Annotated in this window: 21 protein-coding genes; 10 read left to right on the plus strand and 11 right to left on the minus strand. The window is 70.4% G+C overall.

The window, feature by feature from the left end; translation table 11 throughout:
* Window positions 1-30 precede the first annotated feature (30 nt).
* A complete protein-coding gene (locus tag ACIBVQ_RS06640; protein WP_352009689.1) occupies window positions 31-1998 on the minus strand; it encodes a glycosyltransferase in 1968 nt (655 codons plus the stop codon).
* A gap of 70 nt (window positions 1999-2068) precedes the next feature.
* On the opposite strand from ACIBVQ_RS06640, the gene ACIBVQ_RS06645 reads away from it, so the two are divergent.
* Window positions 2069-3727, plus strand: a complete 1659-nt coding sequence (locus ACIBVQ_RS06645) for an asparagine synthetase B family protein (protein ID WP_399176061.1) — start codon at window positions 2069-2071, stop codon at window positions 3725-3727.
* 560 nt (window positions 3728-4287) lie between these two features.
* Window positions 4288-5973, plus strand: coding sequence for a maltose alpha-D-glucosyltransferase (gene treS / locus ACIBVQ_RS06650; RefSeq protein ID WP_352009691.1), 1686 nt, complete (start codon window positions 4288-4290; stop codon window positions 5971-5973).
* A gap of 54 nt (window positions 5974-6027) precedes the next feature.
* On the opposite strand, the gene ACIBVQ_RS06655 is transcribed toward treS, so the two are convergent.
* From ACIBVQ_RS06655 to ACIBVQ_RS06665, 3 genes are read right to left on the minus strand one after another with little or no spacing between them, the layout of a single operon-like run.
* The gene (locus tag ACIBVQ_RS06655; protein ID WP_362777154.1) at window positions 6028-8307 is read right to left on the minus strand and encodes an FtsX-like permease family protein; all 2280 of its coding nucleotides are present in this window, start codon (window positions 8305-8307) and stop codon (window positions 6028-6030) included.
* A 41-nt stretch (window positions 8308-8348) separates the two neighbouring features.
* A complete protein-coding gene (locus tag ACIBVQ_RS06660) occupies window positions 8349-9113 on the minus strand; it encodes an ABC transporter ATP-binding protein (protein ID WP_386193077.1) in 765 nt (254 codons plus the stop codon).
* Complete coding sequence (locus tag ACIBVQ_RS06665; protein ID WP_352009694.1) at window positions 9092-9598, minus strand: PadR family transcriptional regulator; 507 nt, start codon at window positions 9596-9598, stop codon at window positions 9092-9094. The genes ACIBVQ_RS06660 and ACIBVQ_RS06665 overlap by 22 nt, the downstream gene beginning before the upstream one ends.
* A 131-nt stretch (window positions 9599-9729) precedes the next feature.
* Between ACIBVQ_RS06665 and ACIBVQ_RS06670 the strand changes: the two genes are divergently transcribed.
* The 6 genes from ACIBVQ_RS06670 (at window position 9730) to ACIBVQ_RS06695 (ending at window position 16095) form a co-directional block, all read left to right on the plus strand.
* Entirely contained in the window at window positions 9730-10986 is a 1257-nt protein-coding gene (locus tag ACIBVQ_RS06670) for an ABC transporter substrate-binding protein (protein WP_352009695.1), read from the plus strand.
* Window positions 10987-11213: 227 nt separating this feature from the next.
* Window positions 11214-12548: an ABC transporter substrate-binding protein gene (locus ACIBVQ_RS06675; protein ID WP_399176064.1), complete on the plus strand. Its 1335-nt coding sequence runs from the start codon at window positions 11214-11216 to the stop codon at window positions 12546-12548.
* Between the two features lie 167 nt (window positions 12549-12715).
* Window positions 12716-14089, plus strand: a complete 1374-nt coding sequence (locus ACIBVQ_RS06680; protein WP_399176671.1) for a carbohydrate ABC transporter permease — start codon at window positions 12716-12718, stop codon at window positions 14087-14089.
* Window positions 14086-14961 (plus strand): carbohydrate ABC transporter permease, encoded by an 876-nt coding sequence (locus ACIBVQ_RS06685; protein WP_352009698.1) that lies wholly within the window; start codon window positions 14086-14088, stop codon window positions 14959-14961. Before ACIBVQ_RS06680 ends, ACIBVQ_RS06685 begins: the two co-directional genes overlap by 4 nt.
* Before the next feature lie 81 nt (window positions 14962-15042).
* Window positions 15043-15720, plus strand: a complete 678-nt coding sequence (locus tag ACIBVQ_RS06690; protein WP_352009699.1) for a uracil-DNA glycosylase — start codon at window positions 15043-15045, stop codon at window positions 15718-15720.
* Between the two features lie 36 nt (window positions 15721-15756).
* Window positions 15757-16095: a hypothetical protein gene (locus ACIBVQ_RS06695; protein WP_352009700.1), complete on the plus strand. Its 339-nt coding sequence runs from the start codon at window positions 15757-15759 to the stop codon at window positions 16093-16095.
* Between the two features lie 2 nt (window positions 16096-16097).
* On the opposite strand, the gene ACIBVQ_RS06700 is transcribed toward ACIBVQ_RS06695, so the two are convergent.
* The 3 genes from ACIBVQ_RS06700 to ACIBVQ_RS06710 form a co-directional block, all read right to left on the minus strand.
* A complete protein-coding gene (locus ACIBVQ_RS06700) occupies window positions 16098-16499 on the minus strand; it encodes a VOC family protein (protein WP_352009701.1) in 402 nt (133 codons plus the stop codon).
* Between the two features lie 113 nt (window positions 16500-16612).
* Entirely contained in the window at window positions 16613-17554 is a 942-nt protein-coding gene (locus ACIBVQ_RS06705; RefSeq protein ID WP_399176068.1) for a hypothetical protein, read from the minus strand.
* 88 nt (window positions 17555-17642) lie between these two features.
* Window positions 17643-18914, minus strand: coding sequence for a cryptochrome/photolyase family protein (locus ACIBVQ_RS06710; RefSeq protein ID WP_399176070.1), 1272 nt, complete (start codon window positions 18912-18914; stop codon window positions 17643-17645).
* 130 nt (window positions 18915-19044) lie between these two features.
* Between ACIBVQ_RS06710 and ACIBVQ_RS06715 the strand changes: the two genes are divergently transcribed.
* Together ACIBVQ_RS06715 and ACIBVQ_RS06720 are read left to right on the plus strand one after the other, a co-directional pair.
* Window positions 19045-20028, plus strand: a complete 984-nt coding sequence (locus ACIBVQ_RS06715) for a MerR family transcriptional regulator (protein ID WP_399176072.1) — start codon at window positions 19045-19047, stop codon at window positions 20026-20028.
* 80 nt (window positions 20029-20108) lie between these two features.
* The gene (locus ACIBVQ_RS06720) at window positions 20109-20633 is read left to right on the plus strand and encodes an RNA polymerase sigma factor (RefSeq protein ID WP_399176074.1); all 525 of its coding nucleotides are present in this window, start codon (window positions 20109-20111) and stop codon (window positions 20631-20633) included.
* Window positions 20634-20636: 3 nt separating this feature from the next.
* Here the strand turns inward: ACIBVQ_RS06720 and ACIBVQ_RS06725 are convergent, their stop codons facing one another.
* The 4 genes from ACIBVQ_RS06725 to ACIBVQ_RS06740 all read right to left on the minus strand — a co-directional run bounded on the left by ACIBVQ_RS06725 (window position 20637) and on the right by ACIBVQ_RS06740 (window position 22716).
* A complete protein-coding gene (locus tag ACIBVQ_RS06725) occupies window positions 20637-20999 on the minus strand; it encodes a hypothetical protein (RefSeq protein ID WP_362777169.1) in 363 nt (120 codons plus the stop codon).
* Between the two features lie 5 nt (window positions 21000-21004).
* Window positions 21005-21418 (minus strand): VOC family protein, encoded by a 414-nt coding sequence (locus tag ACIBVQ_RS06730; protein WP_362909921.1) that lies wholly within the window; start codon window positions 21416-21418, stop codon window positions 21005-21007.
* Window positions 21419-21784: 366 nt separating this feature from the next.
* Window positions 21785-22288 (minus strand): GNAT family N-acetyltransferase, encoded by a 504-nt coding sequence (locus tag ACIBVQ_RS06735; RefSeq protein WP_399176076.1) that lies wholly within the window; start codon window positions 22286-22288, stop codon window positions 21785-21787.
* A gap of 47 nt (window positions 22289-22335) precedes the next feature.
* Window positions 22336-22716, minus strand: a complete 381-nt coding sequence (locus tag ACIBVQ_RS06740) for a DUF4265 domain-containing protein (RefSeq protein ID WP_399176078.1) — start codon at window positions 22714-22716, stop codon at window positions 22336-22338.
* Between the last annotated feature and the right edge of the window lie 89 nt (window positions 22717-22805).

The following is a 22805-nucleotide window of genomic DNA, read 5'->3' on the forward strand; positions in this document are numbered from 1 at the left end:
CCCTCTCGGGACAACGCCAGGCCGTACGGTTCAGGCCAGGGCGTGGGGCTCCGGGGGGCCGTAGTCGACGAGCTGGGCGGAGCCGAGGAGCCAGCGGTCACGGTCACGCATGCGGACGTAGCCGAAGCGGTCGGCGGAGAAGACCTTCACCCCGTCCGTACGGCACTGCCGCATCAGCACCTCGTCCCACCCCTCGGAGACGTCGGCGAACCCGATCCCGCGCAGTACGGCCCGGCGGGCCAGCAGGGTGGCTCCCGCGACCTCGGGCAGGTAGGAGTACTCGGCGGACGGCTGGCGCAACACCGTCGCGGCGACGTCACGCAGGTGGGCGTAGTAGGCGGCCTTGCCGACGATGTCGGCGGTGGTGAACAGGAAGGCGCGGGCCAGGTCGGTCAGGTAGTGCTCGCCGTACACGTCCTGGGCGTCCATGACCGCGACCAGGTCGCCCTGGCACAGGTCGAGAGCCCGGTTCAGCATGGTGCCCGTGGTCAGCTCGGGGTCGCCGGGACGGACCACGACCTCGACCCCGGTGGGCATGGCGTCGCGGGCCCGCTTCAGGGCGTCCTCGGCGTCGGAGAGCAGGACGAGCTGGATGACGCCCTTCTGCGGCACGACCTGGGCGAGGGTGTGGTCGAGGTCGCCCCTGTCGATCATGATCACCGAGATGTTCAGGGTGGCGCGCGCGCTGGGCAGGCCGACCACGCCGAGCAGGTCGTCCACCTTCTGGCTCATCGTGCCCGAGGCGTAGGCCTGGCGCAGCGCCGCGTGCGCCCTGCGGGCCTCGGCGCCGGTGTCGGGTGTGGCGCCGAGCGGGAGGGGCTCGGCGGGCTGCGCGGGCGCCGCCAAGGGCGAGGCGGCGATCGGCGTGCCGCAGGCGGCCAGCTCGGCCATCCGCCACGGGTCGGTGCCCGGCGGGCAGTCGACGGCCTTCGGCCAGCGGTAGGAGGTGAGCACGTCGGGATAGGACAGGTGTGCCGGGAGCAGCTCCTCCAGGGTCAGCACCCGGTCGAAGCGGTCTCCGGCCAGCGGCAGCGGGTTGTGCACGCGGGGCTGCACGGCGAAGGGCAGCAGCCCGAGTGAGGGGGTGCGACGGCCCGGTTCCGGCTCGCAGGAGGCCAGGGCCGCCCCCCATTCGCCCACGCTCCTGGGCAGCGCGGTGACGATGTGCTCGAACAGCGAGGCGGCGGCGGAGAAGGCGGCCACCTCGCCCCCGGTGTGCCAGAAGACGGTGCGGATGCCCCGTTCGGCGCACCAGGCCAGCAGCGCGCGCAGCCCCTCACCGGCCCCCGCGAGCTCCTCGGCCCAGGGGCCGGTGGTGACCGACTCGACCAGCAGCAGGTGCGGCACCTCTGCGGCCAGCACCCTGGCGAAGTCGCGCGGGGTGAAGCCGGTGCTCTGGCGCCACTCGTAGCGCAGCAGCGCCTCGGCGTGCGGCTCGGCCACGACGGCGACGGTCAGGTGCGGTCGGGTGTTCGGGCCCGTCGGCACGCGGAAGGGCTTGAGCTTGACCGAGGCGCCGCCGACCGTCCTGGTCGAGGTGGTCGCCTGGAAGGAAGCGCCGGGGACCGGCTTGCCGGTGGCCCGCTGCGGGATCGGCTGCCGTTTGGGCGCCGCGGGGCGCTTGGCGGGTTTCGCGGCTCCGCGCAGCCCGCGGGCCAGCCGCACCGGGTTGCTCTTGCCGGTCCTGATCGCGTCGCCGAGCCTGGACCAGCGGGCCACCTGCACCGAGGACAGCTTCCACTTGGCCACCTCGGCCTGGTAGCGCTGCTCGGCAAGGTCCTTGCGGAGCTTCTCCTCGGCCGCCTGGACCTTCTGGAGCCGTTCCTCGGCCTCCTCCAGCCGCTCCTGGAGACCTCGCAGCTCGGCCGTCGCGTCCTGTGCCTCGGCCAGCCTGGCCTCCGCCGCGGCGAGCAGCCTGGCCAGCTCAGCGGCCCGCTCTCCTTGGGCCATGGCCTCCCGCAACGCCAGCCGGGTGCTTTCCAATTGCTCGTCCGCCACGCCGTCCTCCGTTTTCTGAGCCGGGCAAAGGATACCCTTTGCTCAATCGCGACACAGAGGAGTCAGCACGGTGCAGTGGCCGACGTTCAATGTGAGGCCGTACGTCTGCGGCGGCATCGGTCACCTCGACGAGGCCGCCCTTGAGACGCTGCGGAGCGCGGGACCGCGGGTCAGGCCCGCTCTGCGGACGCCGGAGGCCGCGCTGTTCAGCTCGGCGCCGCTGCCGCCGTACCGGCGGGACGAGCGGACGTGGGCCTTCGCCTGGGGCGAGCGCAGACCGGTCGGGGCGGGGTCGTGGATCTCCGTGGCCGAGGAGTTCGAGACGCCCGGGCTGATGGACGACGGCGAGCGGATCGTCCTGCACGCGGGCGGGCTCGGGCTGGTCGACGTCTACTACGTCATGCGCGGGGACGCGGTCTACTTCTCCTCGCTGCTCGAACCGCTGCTGTCGCTGGCGCGCACGCCGTACGAGGTGAACTGGGACGCCTGGGCCTCGATCATCAAACTGACCTTCCCGCTGCGGGACGACACCCCCTACGCCGAGGTCAGGCGGCTGGCCGGGGCCGGCGCGCTGGTCTTCGAGCGGGCCACGGGGCGGATCTCGACCCGCAGGGAGCTGCCCAGGTGGCTGCGGGAGGAGCCGCTGGACGCCGGGCACACGGCCGGGGAGATCCTGGAGATCCTGCACGACGTCTACAAGGAGTTCGACGGGCGGCCCCTGCTGGTGCCGGTCAGCGGCGGCTACGACTCGCGGCTGCTGTGCTCGGTGGCGGTGACCAGGGGCGCCGACGTCGAGTCGTGGACGACCAGCCCGGACGACGGCACCGACACCGACATCCCCTTCGCCCAGGCGATCACCCGTGAGCTGGGCGTGCCGCACCGGGTGATCGAGCAGGATCCCGCCGCCTACCCCGGTGACGCGCTGGCGGTCGCGCGGCGCCTTGAGTTCCTCACCCCGCACCACGCCTGGTACTCCCCCTTCGCCAGGGAGGTGCACCGGGCGGGGCGCACCCTGGTCGACGGGCTCGCCGGAGGCCCGCTGCTGAAGAACTTCATGGTCAGCGGGGCCGCCCTGGAGGCCTCCTCGCAGGCCGAGCGCAAGGCCGCGCTGCTCGGTTCGCTGGCGCTGGGCACCCCGTCGGTGCCGTTCCTGGCCGAGGAGGCCGCGGACTGGATCGCCTCCTCGGTCGGGGCCGCGTTCACCCAGGCGACCTCGATGCTGAACGGCCACCGGGCGGAGCTGCCGCTGTCCGTCCTGCACACCAGGACGGCGCGGGGCATCGCCCGTTCCCCGGTCAACCTGGTCGGTCCCGAGGTCTCCTTCGTGGCGCCGTTCATGCACCCGGCCTTCTTCGACGCCGCGCTCTCGGTCGGCGTGGCCCGCAAGGCCCGGGGCGCCTTCTACCGGGAGCTGCTGCACGCGGCCAACCCCCGGGTCGCCGCCCTGCCCTCGACCAACGTGGTCAAGCAGCCGCTGCGCCGGGTGCCGCTGCGTTCGGCCGCCGCCCCCGCCAGGGAGTACGGCCACCGCATGCTGGGCCGGGTCGCGGAGCTGGTGCCCACGCTGCTGTCGGAGCGGTTGCACGCCGTGGTCGCCGAGGGGCCGGACGCCCTGGCCCGGTTCAACGGGTGGAACGACCGGTTCTGGGTGCGGAGCCTGGTGTTGTTCGGAGCGTGGCTGGGCGACTACGAGAACCGGCTGACCGAACTCACCCCGCCCTGGTCTTGATCCCCTTTATGTAGATTTTACGGCTTCTTGTGTTTTTAAGGTAAAAATTCATGCCTTTTGATGGCATATCCAGGCGAGGGGATCGTCCGACCTTTACATGACTCTCGGTGAGCGTCCGAATCCACCACCGGATCGGGGTGCGGGAGGGGACGGAAGCCGGTTTTCACCCTCGGAAACCCGGCGTGCAAGGGCATGCGGCACCTCCGGCGGGGCCGTACCGAGCGCGAGTCGTCCACCGAGGTCAGGGCCCTGATCATCGCGTTCTCCACACCGAAGGACACTGGGTGAGCGGACGATTACGCGCCGACGACGCTAAGTTGACGGGATTCCGTGTCCCCTCGGGGAGAGGTACCTCTTTGGGAGGGCTTCGCAGCACTCACACGGCTGGTAGTCTTCGGCCCAGAAAGCGCCACAACGGATGGCACCGAACCACGAATTCGGTCCGCCGGGGGCATGGAGCACGTGGGGATGACGGCTCCTCCCAGCGCAGTCATCAAACATCATGAGCCGGACACTCCGGTGACTTCGTCCTGCCCTTTCTCACTGTGAGCGAGAACACGATGAATGCATCCCCCTGCCCGGATTCCGTGCCCGAGGATTTCGTCTCGGCCGATCCGCAGTGGTACAAGCGAGCGGTCTTCTACGAGGTGCTCGTCCGTGGGTTCAAGGACTCCAACGGCGACGGCACCGGGGACCTGCGTGGCTTGATCGAGAAACTGGACTACCTCCAGTGGCTCGGCGTGGACTGTTTGTGGCTGCTGCCTCTCTACGAGTCGCCGCTGCGCGACGGGGGCTATGACATCTCCGACTACATGAAGATCCTTCCGGACTTCGGGGACCTCGGAGACTTCATCCAGCTCATCGAGGAGGCGCACCGGCGCGGGCTGCGCATCATCACCGACCTGGTGATGAACCACACCAGCGACAAGCACCCCTGGTTCCAGGCCTCACGCCATGACCCGGAGGGGCCCTACGGGGACTTCTACGTCTGGGCCGACGAGCCGACCGGCTACCCCGACGCGCCGATCATCTTCATCGGCGCCGAGGAGTCCAACTGGACCTACGACCCGGTCCGCAAGCAGTACTACTGGCACCGGTTCTTCCACCACCAGCCCGACTTGAACTACGACAACCCCGCGGTTCAGGAGGCCATGCTGGAGGTGCTGCGCTTCTGGCTCGACCTGGGCATCGACGGCTTCCGGCTGGACGCGGTGCCGTACCTGTTCGAGCGTGAGGGCACCACCTGTTCCGGGCTGCCGGAAACCCACGCCTACCTGAAGAAGGTCCGCGCCGAGGTCGACCGGCTCTTCCCCGACCGGGTGCTGCTGGCCGAGGCCAACGGCTGGCCGGAGGACGTCGTCGAGTACTTCGGCGACCCCTCGGTCGGCGGTGACGAGTGCCACATGGCCTTCCACTTCCCGCTCATGCCGCGCATCTTCATGGCCGTACGGCGCGGCAGCCGCGAGCCGATCTCCGAGATCATGTCCAGGACCCCGAAGCTCCCCGACACCGCGCAGTGGGGCATCTTCCTGCGCAACCACGACGAGCTCACCCTGGAGACGGTCACCGAGGAGGAGCGCGACTACATGCACGCCGAGTACGCCAAGGACCCGCGGATGCGGGCCTACCTCGGCATCCGGCGCCGCCTGGCCCCGCTCCTGGAGAACCACAGGGACCAGATCGAGCTGTTCACCGCGCTGCTGCTGTCGCTGCCCGGCTCCCCCGTCATGTACTACGGCGACGAGATCGGCATGGGCGACAACATCTGGCTTGAGGACCGTGACGCGGTCCGCACCCCGATGCAGTGGAGCCCCGACCGCAACGCGGGCTTCTCGACCGCCGACCCGGGACGGCTCTACCTGCCCGCCGTCATGGACCCGATCTACGGCTACCAGGCGGTCAACGTCGAGGCGCAGCAGAACAACCCCGCCTCCCTGCTGCACTTCACCAAGCGGATGCTGGAGATCCGCCGTAACCACCCGGTCTTCGGCACCGGCGTCTACAACGAGCTGTGGTCCAGCAACCCCGCGGTGCTGTCCTACGTTCGCGAGGACGGTGACGACGTCATGCTGTGCGTCAACAACCTGTCGAAGTACCCCCAGCCGGTCGAGCTTGATCTGCGTCGTTTCGAGGGCATGACGCCGGTCGAGGCCAGGGGCGGCGTGCCGTTCCCCGTCGTCGGGGAGCTCCCCTACCTGCTGACCCTGCCGGGCCACGGGTTCTACTGGTTCTCCCTGCAGGGGTGACCCCGCGTACCGACGCCCGCCGTCCGGTGATCCCGGGCGGCGGGCGTCGGCGTGTCAGCGGGCCGTGACGGGCACCCGGGCGCGGGCCGCTCTTCTCGCGGGGATCAGCGCGACGAGCAGCGCCGCCCCGATCGCGGCCAGCACCGCCAGGACCAGGGTGAGCGCGGAGGGCGTACGGCCGATGCCCGCCCCGACGCCGCTGCTGTGCCCCTGAAGGTCGATCAGGCCGCCGACGACCGAGACCCCGGCGGCGGTTCCCGTGACGACGCCCAGCACGACGAGCAGGCCGGTTCCGGTGACCAGGGTCGCGGCGACCTGCCTCGGGGTCAGGCCCATCGCCTTGAGGACCGCCAGGTCGAACGCGTGGTCGCGCAGGCCCAGGGCGCTGGCGGTCAGCAGGTTGGCCAGGCCGAGCAGCGCGAGCACGGCGATCAGCGCCACGATCACCCCGCGGATGACCGAGAGCCGCTCGGCGGGGTTGACCACCCGCCGCGCCTCCAGCGCCTCGCCCGAGGCCGCGAGCAGCCGTGCCCTGACCGTCGCCGGGTCGGCCCCTTCCCTCAGCACCAGGCTGTGGAACTGCGGTGGCACGGCGTCCTTCGCCGCCAGGCTGTCCAGCCCCAGGGAGAGCACCTCGCCGTCCTGCTCGGGCTCGATCACCCGGCCGACGATGTGCACGATCAGCGGGGTGCCGCCGACGGTCATCCTGACGCGGTCGCCGATGCGCACCCCCATCAGGTCGAGCAGCCCCTGCCCGGCCACGGCCTCTCCCCTGGCGGTGAACATCCGCCCCTCGACCACGGAGAAGGGGTACGGCTGCGCCGAGGTGCCGACGGCACGCACGAGCACGCTCCTGGTCTGCTCGGGTTCGAGGGCGGCGACCTCGCTGCCCGGATAGACGGCCGCGACGTCCGGGTCGGCCCTGGCCAGCCTGGCCACATCCTCGGCCGGCAGCCGGTCCGAACGGACGGTGAGGGCCGCGGCCTGGCCGACCCGCTCCGGGTGGCTCAGGAAGTCGTCCAGGGTGGCCCAGCAGCCGAGCCCGACCACGATCATCATCATCGGGACCGCGAGGCCGAAGATGCTCAGGAACGCGGGCGCCCGCCTGCTGAAGGCGTCCCGGGTGCCGAGCACCAGGGCGGGCGGCAGCCGTACGAGGAGGGCGAGTCTGGCCATGCGCGACAGGTGGCCCCGCAGCGGCGCGGCCGGGGCGGCGGGGATGGGCGCGGTACGGCCGCCGCGCCAGGCGGGCAGGGCCACCGCGACGAGGACGACCACGGCGGTGCCCGCGGTGATGGCCAGCAGCGGCATCGGGGAGAGCGGCAGGATCGGCACGCCCCGCAGCGCGAAGGAGGAGGCGAGCTGCCCGCAGACGAGCCCGGCGGCGATGCCGATCATGCCGAGGGCGCCGTGCTCGGCCATGAGCAGGCCGAAGATCTGGCCCCTGGTGTAGCCGAGGGACTTGAGGGTGGCCAGGTCGCGGATCTGGCCGAGCACCCGGCCGCCGGCGGCGTTGGCGATGGCCAGGGCGGCGGCGACCATGCCGACGCCGCCGAACAGCGCCAGCAGCAGGCCGAGCAGCCGGTTGTCCAGCTCCATCGAGGCGCGCACCTCGCGCCAGGTGGACATGCGCTGGATCTGCCCGCCCAGCAAGGTGACCGCGCCGTGCACGACCGGCAGGGTGTCCTCGCCGTCGGCGAGCCTGAGCCCGGTGACCATCTCGCTGCGGCCGGGCGCGGGCTCGATCTTGACGAGGGTCGTGCCGAGGGTCCAGGCGAGGCCGGGCGTCGTCTCCGGGTAGAAGCCCTGGTCGGCCGTGTCCGCCAGGCCGACCACGTTCAGCGGGTGCAGCGCGCCGTTGAGGGCCGTCACGGTGAACGAGGAGCCGACCCGCAGGCCGAGCGCCTCGGCGAAGGACCGTTCGACGACCACCCCGTCGTCGTCCCCCTGGCGCAGCCACCGTCCGGCGCGGACCAGCGGCACGGCCACGTCCGGCGGCCTGGCCTCCATCCCGCGCAGCGTGACCGGCGTCCGCCTGCCGTTCATGGTGAGCATCACCGGCGCCGCCCGGTACGGCCCGGCGACCCTGACCACCCCCTGGAGGCGTGCCAGCGCCGCCACCTGGGGGGCGTCCCTGGTGTGGATCCACACGTGGGCGCCCTTGGACTCGGTGAACAGGCCCCGCCAGGGGTTGGTCCCGTCCTCAAGGAGGGTCGCCGCGGTGATCAGGGCGGTGACGATCCCGGCGACGGCGAGCACGGTCAGCAGCGCCTGCCCCCGTCGTGCCCTCAGGTCGGCCCTGACCCATCTGGCCGAGGCCCGCAGGGTGCTCACGTGGCCGCTCCGCTCGGGGGTGTGTTCTGGAACAACGCGGGCTATCCCCGCAGCTCGACGACGTCGCCCGCCGTGCCCCTCGGACGGCGGCGGGCGGTTCCCAGGGCTCCGTCGTCGACGATCTCGCCGTCGAGCAGGGTGATCACCCGGTCGGCCAGGCTGGCGACCCGGGCGTCGTGGGTGACCAGGACGATGGTCTGCCCGTCGCGGTGGACCTGGCCGAGCAGGCGCAGGACGTCACGGGTGTTGCGGCTGTCGAGGTTGCCGGTCGGCTCGTCGGCCAGCAGCAGGCTCGGCTTGTTGGCCAGCGCGCGGGCCAGCGCGACCCGCTGCTGCTCACCGCCGGCGAGCTGGGCGGGTGAGGCGTCGGCGCGGCCGGTCAGCCCGAGCTCGCCGAGCAGGTGCTCCCTGCGCTCCCTGGCGTCGCGGGCCGAGGCCCCGGCCAGCAGCGCGGGCAGCTCGACGTTGTCGGCCACGGTCATGTTGGCGACCAGGTTGAAGAACTGGAAGACGAAGCCGATCTTCCGGCGTCTGAGCAGCGCCCACGCGCTCTCGCTCATGGTGTCCGCCCGCTTGCCGTCCAGCCAGATCTCCCCGCTGGTGCGGGGGTCGAGGCCGCCGAGCATGTGCACCAGGGTCGACTTGCCCGAGCCGGAGGGGCCGGTGATCGCGACGAACTGTCCCGGCTCGACCACCAGGTCGACCCCGCGCACCGCGGGCACCGGCACGGCGCCGTTCTGGTAGATCTTGACCAGATTGACCGTACGGACGACCGGGGGGTGACTCACGAAAGGTCCTCCTGACATCGTTCGAGCCAGTCGAGGTCGGCCTGCAGATGCAGCATGGCCCCCTCGATCAGCAGGAGTGCGACGTAGTCCTCCCGGTCTGTCCGGTCGGCGAGTTCGTTGAGGTCGCGCATGAGCCCGAGATAGTGGCGGCGCTGGCGGTTGATCAGCGCCATCCGGTCGGCGATGCCGGTCATGGGGGCCAGGACGAGCTTCATGAAGAACTCGTCGCGGACCCTGGGGCCCTCGGTCGGCTCCTCCACCCACGCGTCCAGGGCGTCCCGGCCCGCGGCGGTCAGATAGTACACCTTCTTGTTCGGCCGGTTCGACTGCTCGACGTCCACGGCGCGGATCAGGCCGTCCTTCTCAAGACGGCCCAGCGTGACGTAGATCTGCCCGATGTTCGGTGACGGGTAGGCCCGGCCGAAGATCTGCTCAAGCGCCTGTTTCAGCTCGTATCCGTGGGCAGGTTCCTTCGCGAGGAGCGCCAGCAGCGACTGTCTCACCCCCCACCTCCTCGACATGCTCGTTACCTGAGCGTTACGGGACTATCCGTTGACGTCCACATTAACGCTGTGCATAACATGCATGCATCTACCTAACATGTATGTAGCCGCCAGGAAACAGGGAGGCAATCGTGCGCCACCTCCTTCTCGTCACTCTCGTCGTCGTTCTGGTGACGGGGTGTTCGGGAGCGGTCGCGCGGGACGCCGACCGCTCCGGCGGCAGCGGTCCGTTCACCTTCGTGACGGGCCGTGACACCACCGGTTATCTGCGACCGCTGATCGACCGGTGGAACCAGACGCACCCGGCGGAGCAGGCGACGCTCCTTGAGCTTCCCGAGGCCGCCGACGAGCAACGCGCGCAGATGGTCGCCAACCTGCAGGCCAAGAGCGACCGCTACGACGTGCTCGGCCTGGACGTGGTCTGGACGGCGGAGTTCGCCGACGCCGGCTGGATCGTGCCGCTCGAACGCGGCATGTTCCCGCTGGACAGGTTCCTGCCGTCCGTCACGGACACCGCCGTCCACCGGGGCAAGCTCTGGGCCGTGCCGTACACCAGCAACGCCGGGCTGCTCTACTACCGCAAGGACCTGCTGGCCAAGGAGGGCTTCACGCCGCCCACGACCTGGGCGGAGCTGCGCAGGCAGGCCCGTGCGCTGCACGACAGGTACGGCATCGGCGGCTACGCCGGGCAGTTCCTCGCCTACGAGGGGCTGACCGTCAACTTCGCCGAGGCCGTGCAGTCGGCGGGCGGGCAGATCCTCAACCGCGACGGCACCCAGGTCACGATGGACACCGCCAAGGCCACGACCGGGCTCGACTTCCTGGTCAACGGTCTTCGTGAGGGCTGGATCCCCCGCGAGTCCCTCTCCTACAAGGAGGAGGAGTCACGGCTGGCCTTCCAGGAGGGCCGCCTGGCCTTCTCCCGCAACTGGCCCCACGCCTACGGCCCGGCGACGACCTCGCCGATCGGCCGCAGGTTCGGGGTGACCCGGCTGCCCGGCCTCAACGGGCCCGGCTCCAGCTCGCTGGGCGGGATCAACCTCGCCATCAGCGCCTACTCCAAGCGGCAGAAGTCCGCCCTGGAGTTCATCCGCTACTTCACCGGGCTTGAGAACGAACGCCGGGTGCTCGCCGACGGGTCCTTCCCCCCCGTCTGGGCCGAGCTCTACGACGACCCCGCTCTGATCAAGCGCTTCCCCTACCTGCCGGTGCTCAAGGACAGCCTGCTGTCCGCGCGGCCCAGGCCGACGAGCGCCAACTACAACCAGCTGAGCCTGGTGATCGCCAGTGCGGTCTCCAACGCGCTCACCCCGCCCTTCGACGAGGACAGCGGCGACGTCGTCACCTCGATGAAGGGTCAGCTCGACGAGATCATCCGGGCTCGATGACGGGGGTCACCCCTCCGTTCCGCGAGTCGTCATCCCTTCCCTTCCCCTTGTTTCTGTCTCTTTCCGTCTCTCTCCGTTCTCGGCGGACGCCCGTGGGCATCCCCACCGCGCGGCGTCCGCCGTACCTCACGCCTCACCTCACCACCCCAGGACCGGGGACAGGCGGTCCCCCCGCACCGATCGCCTGTCCCCCATCTCCGTTCCGTCAGCACAGGAGGTTCGCCAGAATGCGTAAGACCATCGCCACGGTGACGTTGACGGGCCTGGCGCTCGCGCTCGCCGCGTGCGGCAGCCAGGACAACGCGTCCTCGACGCCCGCCCCGGGCGACAGCGCCCCGGCCTCCTCGGCCGCCTCGGGAGCCAAGACCCTGGACGGCGTGACCATCGAGGTCGCCGCCAAGTGGACGGGCCAGGAGCAGGAGAACTTCCAGCAGGTGCTCAAGGCGTTCGAGGCCAAGACCGGCGCCAAGGTCACCTACGCCTCGACCGGTGAGGACACCGGCGCCTACCTCGGCCCGCGCATCCAGGGCGGCAGCCCGCCGGACATCGCGATCCTGCCCCAGCCCGGCCTCGTCCAGCAGTACGCCAAGGAGAAGGCCCTCAAGCCGCTCACCGCCGAGGTCCAGAAGCAGATCGACGACAACTACACCCCGTACTGGAAGGAGCTCGGCTCCGCCGACGGCCAGGTCTACGGCGTGCTGGTCAAGGCCGCGCACAAGTCGCTCGTCTGGTACCGCGACCAGGCGTTCCAGGACGCGGGCGCCCAGCCCCCCGCCACCTGGGACGACCTCATCAAGACGGCCCAGACCGTCGCCGACTCCGGCACCGCCCCGTTCGCCCTCTGCGGCGCCTCCGGCTGGACGCTGACCGACCTGTTCGAGAACGTCTACCTCTCGACCGCCGGGCCGGACAACTACACCAAGCTCTCCAAGCACGAGATCCCGTGGACCGACGCGACCGTGACCACCGCGCTTGAGAAGATCGCGCAGATCGTCGGCAAGAAGGAGTTCCTGCTCGGCGGCCCCTCCGGCGCCCTGCAGACCGACTTCCCGACCTGCGCGACCCAGGTGTACGGCCAGGACAAGGCGGCGATGGTCATCGAGGCCGACTTCGTGGCCACCTCCGCCGAGCAGTCGGGCGCCAAGCTGGGCGAGGAGGCCAAGTACTTCCCCTTCCCCAAGGCCGGTGACACCGAGCCGGTCGTGCTCGGTGGCGACATCGCCGTGGCGCTGAAGGACTCCAAGGGGGGCATGGCCCTGCTTGAGTTCCTCGCCTCGAAGGAGGGCGGCGAGATCTGGGCCAAGCTGCCCGGCTACCTGTCGCCCAACCGCAACGTCTCGCCGGACAACTACCCGGCCGAGCTGACCAAGAAGCTCGCCCAGACGATCATCTCCGCCGGTGAGGCGGTCCGCTACGACATGTCCGACCTCGCGCCGAGCGCGTTCGGCGGCACCGAGGGCAAGGGCGAGTGGAAGCTCCTGCAGGACTTCGTCCGCGACCCCTCCGACGTCAAGGGGACCCAGACCAAGCTTGAGGACGAGGCCAAGAAGGCCTGGAAGTAGGGGGACCGGCCGTGACCAACCGGTTGGACGGCCCGCAGGGCCCGAGGGAGGGCGAGGGCGCCTCCCCCGGGCCCGGGCCCGGCCCCGCGACCCCGCAGGGCCAAGCGGACGATCCCCCGCCGTCCGCCACCGCGCCGGAGACGGCCGGGGCGACAGCGGGGGCCACGATGGGGGCCACGACGGCGGGAGCCGCGGCCCGGGGGTCTGCGGCTCCCGCTCCTCCCCCGAATCCCTCGAATCCCTCGGGCCGCCGGGGAAGGCTCGGCCCCTCCCCGACGCTGGCGCTGGTTTTCCTGCTGCCCGCCGCGGTCGTCCTCGGCGCGCTGGTGATCTACCCGATCGTCTACTCGATCTTCCGCAGCCTCTTCGACGCCACCGGGGACACCTTCGTCGGCGCCGGGAACTACGCCGCGATCTTCAGTGACTCCTCGACGCTGACCACGATCAGGAACAACCTGATCTGGGTCGTGTTCGCCCCCGCCATGGTCACCGCGATCGGCCTGATCTTCGCGGTGCTGACCGAGCGGATCCGCTGGGCCACCGCGTTCAAGCTGGTCGTCTTCATGCCGATGGCCGTCTCCCTGATGGCCTCCGGCGTCATCTTCAGGCTCGTCTACGAGCAGGACCCCGACCGGGGCGTGGCCAACGCCGTGATCACCTCGGTCCAGGGGATCTTCGGCCCCTCCCACGGCTATCCCGACGCCAGGCCGAGGGAGAACGACGCGGCGCCGGTCGTCCCACGCGACGGCGCGGTCGTGACCAGGCAGACCGTCAAGCCGGGCCAGGCCGTACAGGTGCCGCTGGTGGGCGTCAAGCCCGCGACGCTCGCCTCCGCCTCCGCGGCCAAGGCGGCGCAGCCGGTGCCCGGCGAGCTGACCGGCACCGTGTGGGTCGACTTCACCCAGGGCGGCGGCGGCACGCTCAACCAGGTCGACGGCACGGAGAAGGCGCTGGCCGGGGTGACGGTCGAGGCGGTGCGCGGCGACGCGGTCGCGGCGACGGCGACCACCGAGGCCGACGGAACCTTCCGCTTCGCCGGTCTGCCCCAGGGCGACTATCTCCTGCGGCTGCCGCCGTCGAACTTCCAGGAGCCCTTCAACGGCGTCTCCTGGCTCGGGCCGACCCTGATCACCCCGGCCATCATCGGGGCGTTCATCTGGGTGTGGGCCGGGTTCGCCATGGTGCTGATCGCGGCCGGGCTCGCGTCCATCCCGCGTGACGCGCTTGAGGCGGCCCGCATCGACGGGGCGACCGAGTGGCAGGTGTTCCGCAAGATCACCGTCCCGTTGCTCTCCCCCGTGCTGCTGGTCGTGTTCGTCACCATGATCATCAATACGCTCAAGGTCTTCGACCTGGTCTTCGTGATCGCCCCGGGCTCCGTGCAGCCGCAGGCGAACGTGATCGCGCTTGAGATGTGGCGGGTCTCCTTCGGCGGCGGAGGCAACCAGGGGCTGGGCAGCGCACTGGCCATCTTCCTGCTGATCCTGGTCCTGCCGTTCATGATCATCAATATCCGCCGGTTCAGAAGGGACAACCAGTGACGACCCCCGCGCTGGGCGCGCCGAGTCGCGGCCCCCTCGGCAGGGCCGTCGACCGGATCGGCGGCGGCCTGCTCCAGGCCCTGATGGTGGTGATCGGCCTGTTCTGGCTGGTTCCCACACTCGGCCTGTTCGTGGTCTCGATCAGGAACGAGACCGCCAACAACTCCACCGGCTGGTGGACGGCCCTGACCAGGCCGGCCGAGCTGACCCTCAGGAACTACTCGGACCTGCTGGCGACCGGCTTCACCTCCTCGTTCTGGAACACCGTCCTCATCACCGTCCCGACGACCGTCCTGGTGATCGGCATCGCCGCCATGGCGGCCTACGCCTTCGCCTGGATGGAGTTCCGGGGCAGGGACACCCTGTTCCTGGTGGTGGTCGGCCTGCTGGTCGTACCGGTCCAGATCGCGCTGATCCCGATCGCGAAGCTGTACGGCACGCTCGGGATCTTCGGCTCCATCGCCGGGGTCGTGCTCTTCCACACGGCCTTCGGCCTGCCGTTCGCGATCTTCCTGCTGCGCAACTTCTTCGCGGGCATCCCGCGCTCGCTGCTAGAGGCGGCGCGGATGGACGGCGCGGGCGAGTGGAAGATCTTCTCGACCGTGGTGTTCCCGCTGGCCAAGCCCGCGGTGGCCTCGCTGGGGATCTTCCAGTTCCTCTGGGTGTGGAACGACCTGCTCGTCGCCCTGGTCTTCGCCGACACCGGCAACCAGCCGATGACCAAGGCCCTGCAGTCTCAGATGCGGCAGTTCGGCACCAATATCGACATCCTTGCCCCCGGCGCCTTTTTGTCGCTGATAATACCGTTAATCCTGTTCTTCGCATTCCAGCGGTATTTCGTGCAGGGCATGATGGCGGGCTCCGTGAAATAACGACAGGGGCAGGTCAGGTACGGCTCGCGTGATTCGTCACGCGAGCCGTACCTGGTCGCAAAACTCGATAGGGTTTTCGGCATGGCCGCACGTCCTTTGAACGAAGTCGTGGAAGCCGGGTGGGCGCAGGCCCTGGAACCCGTCGCTGACAAGATCGCCGAGCTGGGTGACTTCCTCCGTCAGGAGGTCGCGGAAGGCAGGCAGTACCTCCCCGCGGGAGCCAACGTGCTCCGCGCCTTCCAGCAGCCCTTCGACCAGGTGAAGGTGCTTATCGTCGGGCAGGACCCCTACCCGACCCCGGGACACCCGATCGGCCTGAGCTTCTCGGTCGCCGCCGACGTGCGCCCGATCCCCGGCAGCCTCCGCAACATCTACAAGGAGCTGACCGAGGACCTCGGCCTGCCGATGCCGAGCAACGGCGACCTGACCCCCTGGACCGACCAGGGCGTCCTGTTGCTCAACAGGGTTCTCACCGTCATGCCCGGCAAGCCCGCCTCGCACCGCGGCAAGGGCTGGGAGGAGGTCACCGAGCAGGCCATCAAGGCCCTCGTCGCCCGCGACCAGCCCCTGGTCTCGATCCTGTGGGGCCGCGACGCCCGCTCGCTGCGCCCGATGCTCGGCTCGACCCCGGCCATCGAGTCGGCCCACCCGAGCCCGCTGTCGGCCCGCAGCGGCTTCTTCGGCTCCCGCCCCTTCAGCCGTGCCAACGACCTGCTGCAGCAGCAGGGCGCGGCACCGGTCGAATGGAAGCTGCCGTAGTCTGATCGTCCCCTGTCGGGGCACTAGGATTCCACCATGAGTGATGAATCGGGCACCGAACGCTATCTGCGTCTGACGATCGAGCTGACCGTTGAGGTGCAGGACCTCGCCGGGCTCCAGGAAGCCGCGCTGAAGGAGATCAACCACCCCGACGCCGACCTGGACGACGACGAGCGCAGGGAACAGGCGGAGATGGTCTCCGCCGACGAGACGGGGGCCACGGCCCTGCAGTGGCTCATCGAGCCGGACCACGTTCTGGGCCTGATCGAGCACGTGGAGCAGGTCGAGCCCCGCGAGGCCGTGCTGGGGGTCGAACCCTCAGACGGCCCCTCGGACGAGGAAGACGACCACGACCACCACGGCCACGACCACTGAGATCAGTCGTCGGCCTCGAAGCCGTCCCCGAAGGCCCAGAGCTGGCCCTCCAGATCGAAGGCCATGTAGATCCTGGTGCCCTCGGGGGTGGTCTCGGGCTCGACCACGATCTCGGCGCCCCGCGCCACGGCCTGCTCGTAGTGGGCCTCAAGATCCTCGACAACGACGAACACGCCCTGGCTGACCGCGGGCAGGTCGAGGGCGCTGCGCAGGTAGGGCTCGCCGGGCCGTACCGAGGCGAGCACGATCACCGCGTCCCCCAGAGTGAGCCGGGCGTACCCCACTCCCCCGTGAGAGCCGGGCACCGTGACCGACGGCCGGAAGCCGAAGACCTTGCCCAGCCATTCGATGGCGCCCGGGGCGTCCTGGTAACGAAGGAACGGAACCACACTGGGGTTCGACATGCGGCCCTCCACCGAGACGATGCGATGTCTTAAGCCCAGAGCTTGTCACCGTTGGCCGATCACGTCAGCATGTCCGCCACACCTTCCGTTCCGGCCGTCCGGTCCGCCCTCTCTCAGCCCGCGAGGAGTTCCTCCCTGCGGGCGATGAGCAGGTCGCGCTGACGCGCCAGCTCGGCGTGGTTGGTGGTCAGGGTCGCGACCGTCTCCTGCACCCATTGGGCGATCTCGGCGACCGCCTCGCCGGTGCGGGAGATCTTCTGGTGCTTGATCGCGTCCACGATGATGTTGTCGAAGAACATGTCGGCGAACCAGCGGGTGTCCACCTCGGGCATCTGGGGGTTGACGTGCACCCCGACGTCGGCCAGTTCCCTGGAGAAGACGTCCAGTGCCCGCTGCGCGTGCCAGGCCGCCTCGTCGGCGTTGCGCAGGTGGCCGTTCTCCACCATGTCGGCGAAGCCCCCGCCGCCACTCAGCATGTCCCAGCGGGAGGCGCCCCGGGCGCTGCCGAGACTGTGCAGGACCTGGCCAACGGCCTGGACCGCGCCGACCCCCGCCTGGCGCGCCTCCTCGTGCTCGCGCAGCCCGGCGTCGGTGTCGGCGAGCCGCCGGGAGATGTCGGTGAGCTCCCTGCCCTTCGGGTCGCCCGACTCGACCAGCATGCGCTCCTTGCGTTCGAGCAGCGCCGCGTACTCCTCGCGCGCCGTGCCCACCTCGGCGAGGCCGCTCTCCACGGCCGCCATGTCCGTCTCCAGCCACCCCAGGCGGCCGCGCTGCCCGTCAAGGCGCTGCCGTACGGCCTGCGCCTCGGCCCGCTCCTTGGCGAGCCGCTCCCCCTTCGAACCGGCGAGCCCCGCCAGGAACGCCGTGAAGCCGCCCGCCTCCAGCCGGGAGACGTCCTTCTCCTCCTCGGCGAGCCGTTCCTCAAGTTCCGCGAGCAGCCGCCCGACCTCGTCGAGTTGCAGGGCCAGTCCCTGACGCTGGGCCGTCAGCCGCTCAAGACGCCGTACCCGCTCACGGGCCGCGCGCAGGTCGTCGTCGATGCCGTCGAAGATCATCACATCAGTGCGACGTACGGCACAGGCGAATTGTTCCGCTCCCGACATATCAACACTTGCGGTCAGGGCCGAAACACGGCCCGCGACCTCACTCCATGGTCACCAGGGGTGGCGGGTAGCCCTCGACCCCGCCGGGCAGGCGCCAGGGCCGGTGAACCGCCCCGTCCGGTACGGCCCGCAGCTCGGGCACGTGACGACGGACGTACTCCCCCGCCGGGTCGAACCGTCTCGCCTGCCTCAGCGGGTTGACGACCCGGTTGGGCCTGGTGTCGTTGCCCGTCCCCGCGACCCACTGCCAGTTGCCGTAGTTGTCGGGCACGTCCCCGTCGAGCAGCAGCGAGAAGAAGTGCTCCGCGCCCACCCTCCAGTCCACGCCCAGCCTCCTGACCAGGAAGGACGCGGTGACCATCCGGGCGCGGCCGTGCATCCAGCCCTCGGCGAGCAGCTGCCGCATGCCCGCGTCCACGATCGGCACACCGGTCCTGCCCTCCCGCCAGGCCCGCGCGGCCTCCTCGTCGTGGCGCCAACGGTGTCCGCGCGGCCGGTAGTCGTCCCGCGTGATGCCCGGGAAGGCCCGCGTGACCTGGTGGAAGAAGTCGCGCCAGCAGAGCTGTCTGACGAGGTCGTCACCGGGCCGCCGTGATTCGAGCTCAAGGGGCGACAGGCAGCCGAAACGCAGGTAGGGGCTGAGCCGTGAGGTACGGTCGCCCGCGAGGTCGTCGCGCCTGTCGGCGTAGTTCTCCGCGTCGTACCTGAGCCAGGTGTTCATCCGCTCCCTGGCGGCCCGCTCACCGCCGGGAAAAGGCCCTCCGGGGCCGGGCTCGGGCAGGGTGCCGGCGTCGAGTCCCTCGGGCAGGACGACCTCGCGCGGGGCGTCCAGCAGCCGCCTGCGGCCGTGCTCCGCCCAGACCCGCCAGTAGGGCGTGAACACCCGATAGTGGTCACCGCCGCCGGAGGGCCGCAGGGCGCCGGGAGGCACGATCGTGACACCGGGGAAGGTCAGGAAGGCCGTCCGCGCGCGCTCGCACTCCTCGGCGAGCCTCCGCTGCCTACGCGAGGCCAGGGCGCTGACGTCCTCGCTGACATGCACGGCCCGGGCACCGACCTGACGGGCCAGACGCATCGTCTCGGTGACGGTGTCGCCCCGGCGGACCACCAGGTCGCCCCCTCGTTCGCGCAGGGACCGGCGCAGGTCGGCCAGGCTCTCGGCGAGGAAGGCCGCCCTGCCGTACGGCCGGACGGCGGGGTCGAGCACGAACAGCGGCACCACCCGGCGCGTCCCCGCGCACGCCTCGGTCAGCGCCGGGTGGTCATGGACCCGCAGGTCACGGGTGAAGAGGACGACGACGGTCTCGATCACACGGGGACCTTCGTTCCCGCGCTCCGCGTGGTTGCATCCGGCCGGGGCCGGGTGTCCGAAGGGATCGTCAGGGGGACGAGACTGGCAGGCTGTAGACCGTACGGGAGGGGCCCGTGGATGGGGTGAGACGGTGACGGACGAGCAGGAGCCGGGATACGGCATCGGGGCCGTCGCCCGCAGACTCGGTGTGCCCGCCCCGACCCTGCGCACCTGGAACCTGCGCTACGGCGTCGGCCCGAGCCGCCGCAGCCCCGGTGGGCACCGCCGCTACGACTCCGCCGATCTGCGCCGCCTTGAGGAGATGAACCGGCTGATCAGGCAGGGGGTTCCGGCGGCCGACGCCGCCAGGCGGGTCCTGCGGCCCGGCACCCTGCCCCTCCAGACGCCGGAGCCCGCGCCGGTCCCTGTCCCTGCCTCGGGTTCGGGCTCGGGCTCGGTCCCTGGCTCAGGTTCGGGCTCGGGCTCGGTCCCTGGCTCAGGTTCGGGCTCGGGTTCGGAAGGGGAGGCCGCGATCCCGACGGTGGCGATGCTGGCGCGGGCCGCGACCGCGTTGGACAGCGGGGGTGTCTCCGACTGGATCGACGCGGCGCTGGCCAGGCACGGCGTCGAGTGGACCTGGCACACCCTGGTGCTGCCGGTCTTCGAGGCCATCTGCAGGCGTCAGGCGGAGACCGGCGCGGGCATCGAGATCGAGCACCTGTTCTCCGAACGGCTGCTCGGCGCGCTGACCCGGATCGGTCGTCCCCCCGCCCTGCCGGTCAACGACCGTCCCGTACTGCTGGCCTGCGCGGAGAACGAGCTGCACAGCATGCCGGTCCACGCGCTGGCCGCCGCGCTGTCCCTGGAGGGCGTCCAGACGCGGGTGCTCGGCGCGCGGACGCCGTACCCGGCGCTGGGGGACGCGATGCGTCGTCTCGGCCCTGCGGTGGTCTTCGTCTGGTCCCAGATCCCCGAGACAGGGGATCCCGCGCCGCTCGCCTCGCTGCCTCCGCTGCGCCCGCCGAGCCGCCTCATCGTGGGCGGCGAGGGCTGGCGGGAGGGGTTGCCCGCCTCGGTTCTGCGGGTCTCCTCCTTCGCCGAGGCGCTCACCGGCGTCCACGCCGCACTGCGCTGACCTGCGCGAGTCGCTTGCCTTCATGCACGCCGGAGAGTATGAATAAGTTTTGAGTAGCTTTTTTCGGCAAGGGGGGCACCATGACAGACACCCTGAACGTCCGGTTCGCCGAGGGTGACGACGCGGCCCTGGCCGAGTGCCTCCACACGCACGGCTCGCTCGTGCGCTCCTACCTGCGGCGCTTCGTCGCCTTCCAGGACGTCGAGGACCTCCAGCAGGTCGTGTTCACCGAGGTCTGGCGGTCACGGCACCGCTTCGACCCGGCCCGCAGCCTTCCCGCCTGGCTGCTCGGCATCGCGCACAACCGGGCGGTCGACCACCTGCGGGTGCGCACGTTGCGGACGGTCCCGCTCGACGCGGTCGCCGACCCCGCGGGTCAGGACGGCAGGGCCCACGGGGAGGCCCTGGCCGAACGCGACGAGATACGGCGGGCGCTGGCCGAACTGCCCGCCCCGCAGCGCCAGGCCATCGAGCTGGCCTACTACGGCGACCTCACCCAGCGGGAGATCGCCGAGCGGCTGAGCGTTCCGCTCGGCACCGTCAAGGCCCGTACGGCCCGCGGACTGCGCCGCCTTTCGGCCCTGCTCACCCCCATGGCGGCGTGACCGTCAGCGGGTTTCTGGCCAGCGGCCGGTGGCCTTGGCGGCCTCGATCGCGGCGTGGCCCGCCGGGCGCATCCGGCCCTCGGCCGTCAGCGCCTCGGCCTTGGCGACGTTGATCTCCGACCAGGGGCTGCGGCGGGCGCGCGGTGAGTAACGCTGCAGGTAGTAGTCGCCGTCGAACGCCCTGCGGTGGCTGTCGATCCATCCGTGGCACAACGCCTCGTCGAGGGCCTCGTCCAGGGTGACGGTGGTGGCGTTGCCGTTCTTCTTGGCGATCATCAGCCAGACGTCGCGGGCGCTGTCGTGGTGCTCGGCCAGCCAGGCCTTCCAGGCGGCGGCGTCGTCCAGGATCAGGGCGTTCTCGGTCATCGTGGTCAGCCCTTCCGGCTCGCGAGGACGTTCATGTAGTGGTTGTTGATCATGATGCCGAGGATGTTGCCGAACGGGTCGCGCACCGAGGCGGTGACGAACCCGGGGCCGCGCTCGGTCGGCTTGTCGAACGGGACGGCCCCCATCTCCAGCAGCCGCTCCCAGGCCGCCTCCAGGTCGTCCACCGCCCAGTAGACGATCGCCCCGCCGTTCTCGGCGCTCCAGCCCTGCGGGGCGAAACGCGCGTCGATGATTCCCAGCTCGTGCTGGTAGTCACCCACCCGGAACTCCACATAGACCGGCTCGCCCTGCTCGGGCCGCTGGAAGTAGGCCTCCATCCCGAGAAACTCGGCGTACCAGTCACGGGCGGCGGCGACGTCGTGCGCGTAGAAGCTGATGGTGGTGAGTCCGCGAAGCATGTCCTGCTGCCTTCCGCTCGGTGGCTTGTGAGATCGATCCTGTCAGCCAAAGTGCTCACCAAATGAGCACTTTTATGGACGGTCATCTTTGGTTCAGCCAGCGTTGAGAAGAGCGCTGATGTCGCTCTCGCGGTAGCGACGCCGCCCGCTGGAGTTTCGCCCCGAGGGGATGCGGCCGGTCAACGCCCGGCGGTTGACGGTCCCGGTGTCAACGCACCTCGACGAGGTGCGGAGCCTGTCAGCCGTGGCCGGGGCGACGGCCTTGGGGAAAGCACGGAGTTCACCGCCACCGGCCGGAATCCTCCGTCAAGAGCGTGGAGAACGGCCCTTCCAGCTCACGGAGTCGACGCCTGAGCGCACCCGACGTCACGGCAGTGAGCGGGTGAGCCACACCACCTCACCGCTGTCCTCCGTGGAAAGGTGGTCCCGCTCGAAGCCGAGCTTCTCCAGGACACGGAGGGAGGGCGTGTTCCACGACCCGACGGTCGACCAGAGCCGTCTCCGCCCGGTCGCCACCGCCGCGTCGAGCACCGCGCGGGCCGCCTCGGTGGCGTATCCACGCCCGTGCACGCGCTGGAACAGCTCATACGCGATCTCGGGCTCCTCGACGGTGCAGCGGCCGACGATCAGCCCGCAGTAACCGATGAAGTCGCCCTCCGCCCGGCGCCGGATCGGCAGCAGCGCGATCCCCGTCGTCGCCGTCGCGGTGAGCTGCTTCACGATGATCGCCCGGACGTACTCGACCGTGGGTGTCCCCTTGCCACGTTCGGCATGCAGGTCCCGAAGCTCATCGGCGTCCGACTCGGCCCACGGCCGCAACGTCAGCCGCTCGGTCTCCAGATGAAACGCCATCGTCTCGTACGCGGCCATGACCCCACTCTGCCTCCCGTGGCCACCGGCCACTACCGTGCCCGACCCTAGGAGTCGATCTCCCAGAGGAGCGCGCCCTCCTCCTCCATGCCGGTAAGGATCTTCACCAGGGGATTCTGGGCGTCGGCACCTGGCGGGAGATCGACCGAGAGATAGGTGCCCTGCAACCACTCGTGAGCCAGCCCAATGGTCGCGACTTCGCCATGAAGAAGCTCGTGGAACCGGTCACGGTGAGGGTGCTCCCGGACCAGAGCGACCCGCAGGGTGCTGTGCCCCGACTTCTCGACCACGGCCGACACCAGGTGCCGGTCGTCGATGGTCACGACGTCGCGATGGCAGATGCCGTAGGTGAAGAACGGCAGACACGTGATCTCGAACCGGTCCGGGGCCACTCGGCGGGTCCACAGCTGTTCGCGCCAGCCGTCCACGCGCTCGGAAAGGTCCGCGTGGATCAGGTAGTCGCTGAGGTCGCGGCCGATCGGATCGTCGTGCGCGATGACGGTGATGACGCACCTTC

Source organism: Streptosporangium sp. NPDC049376, assembly GCF_044466505.1.
Lineage (GTDB): Bacteria > Actinomycetota > Actinomycetes > Streptosporangiales > Streptosporangiaceae > Streptosporangium.

Coding starts and splice junctions, on each gene's coding strand:
- ACIBVQ_RS06700 (WP_352009701.1), bottom strand. CDS start 16,499: ATGTCGAACCCCAGTGTGGTTCCGTTCCTTCGTTACCAGGACGCCCCG.
- treS (WP_352009691.1), top strand. CDS start 4,288: ATGAATGCATCCCCCTGCCCGGATTCCGTGCCCGAGGATTTCGTCTCG.
- ACIBVQ_RS06675 (WP_399176064.1), top strand. CDS start 11,214: ATGCGTAAGACCATCGCCACGGTGACGTTGACGGGCCTGGCGCTCGCG.
- ACIBVQ_RS06725 (WP_362777169.1), bottom strand. CDS start 20,999: ATGACCGAGAACGCCCTGATCCTGGACGACGCCGCCGCCTGGAAGGCC.
- ACIBVQ_RS06720 (WP_399176074.1), top strand. CDS start 20,109: ATGACAGACACCCTGAACGTCCGGTTCGCCGAGGGTGACGACGCGGCC.
- ACIBVQ_RS06695 (WP_352009700.1), top strand. CDS start 15,757: ATGAGTGATGAATCGGGCACCGAACGCTATCTGCGTCTGACGATCGAG.
- ACIBVQ_RS06660 (WP_386193077.1), bottom strand. CDS start 9,113: ATGTCAGGAGGACCTTTCGTGAGTCACCCCCCGGTCGTCCGTACGGTC.
- ACIBVQ_RS06690 (WP_352009699.1), top strand. CDS start 15,043: ATGGCCGCACGTCCTTTGAACGAAGTCGTGGAAGCCGGGTGGGCGCAG.
- ACIBVQ_RS06735 (WP_399176076.1), bottom strand. CDS start 22,288: ATGGCCGCGTACGAGACGATGGCGTTTCATCTGGAGACCGAGCGGCTG.
- ACIBVQ_RS06705 (WP_399176068.1), bottom strand. CDS start 17,554: ATGATCTTCGACGGCATCGACGACGACCTGCGCGCGGCCCGTGAGCGG.
- ACIBVQ_RS06680 (WP_399176671.1), top strand. CDS start 12,716: ATGGGGGCCACGACGGCGGGAGCCGCGGCCCGGGGGTCTGCGGCTCCC.
- ACIBVQ_RS06730 (WP_362909921.1), bottom strand. CDS start 21,418: ATGCTTCGCGGACTCACCACCATCAGCTTCTACGCGCACGACGTCGCC.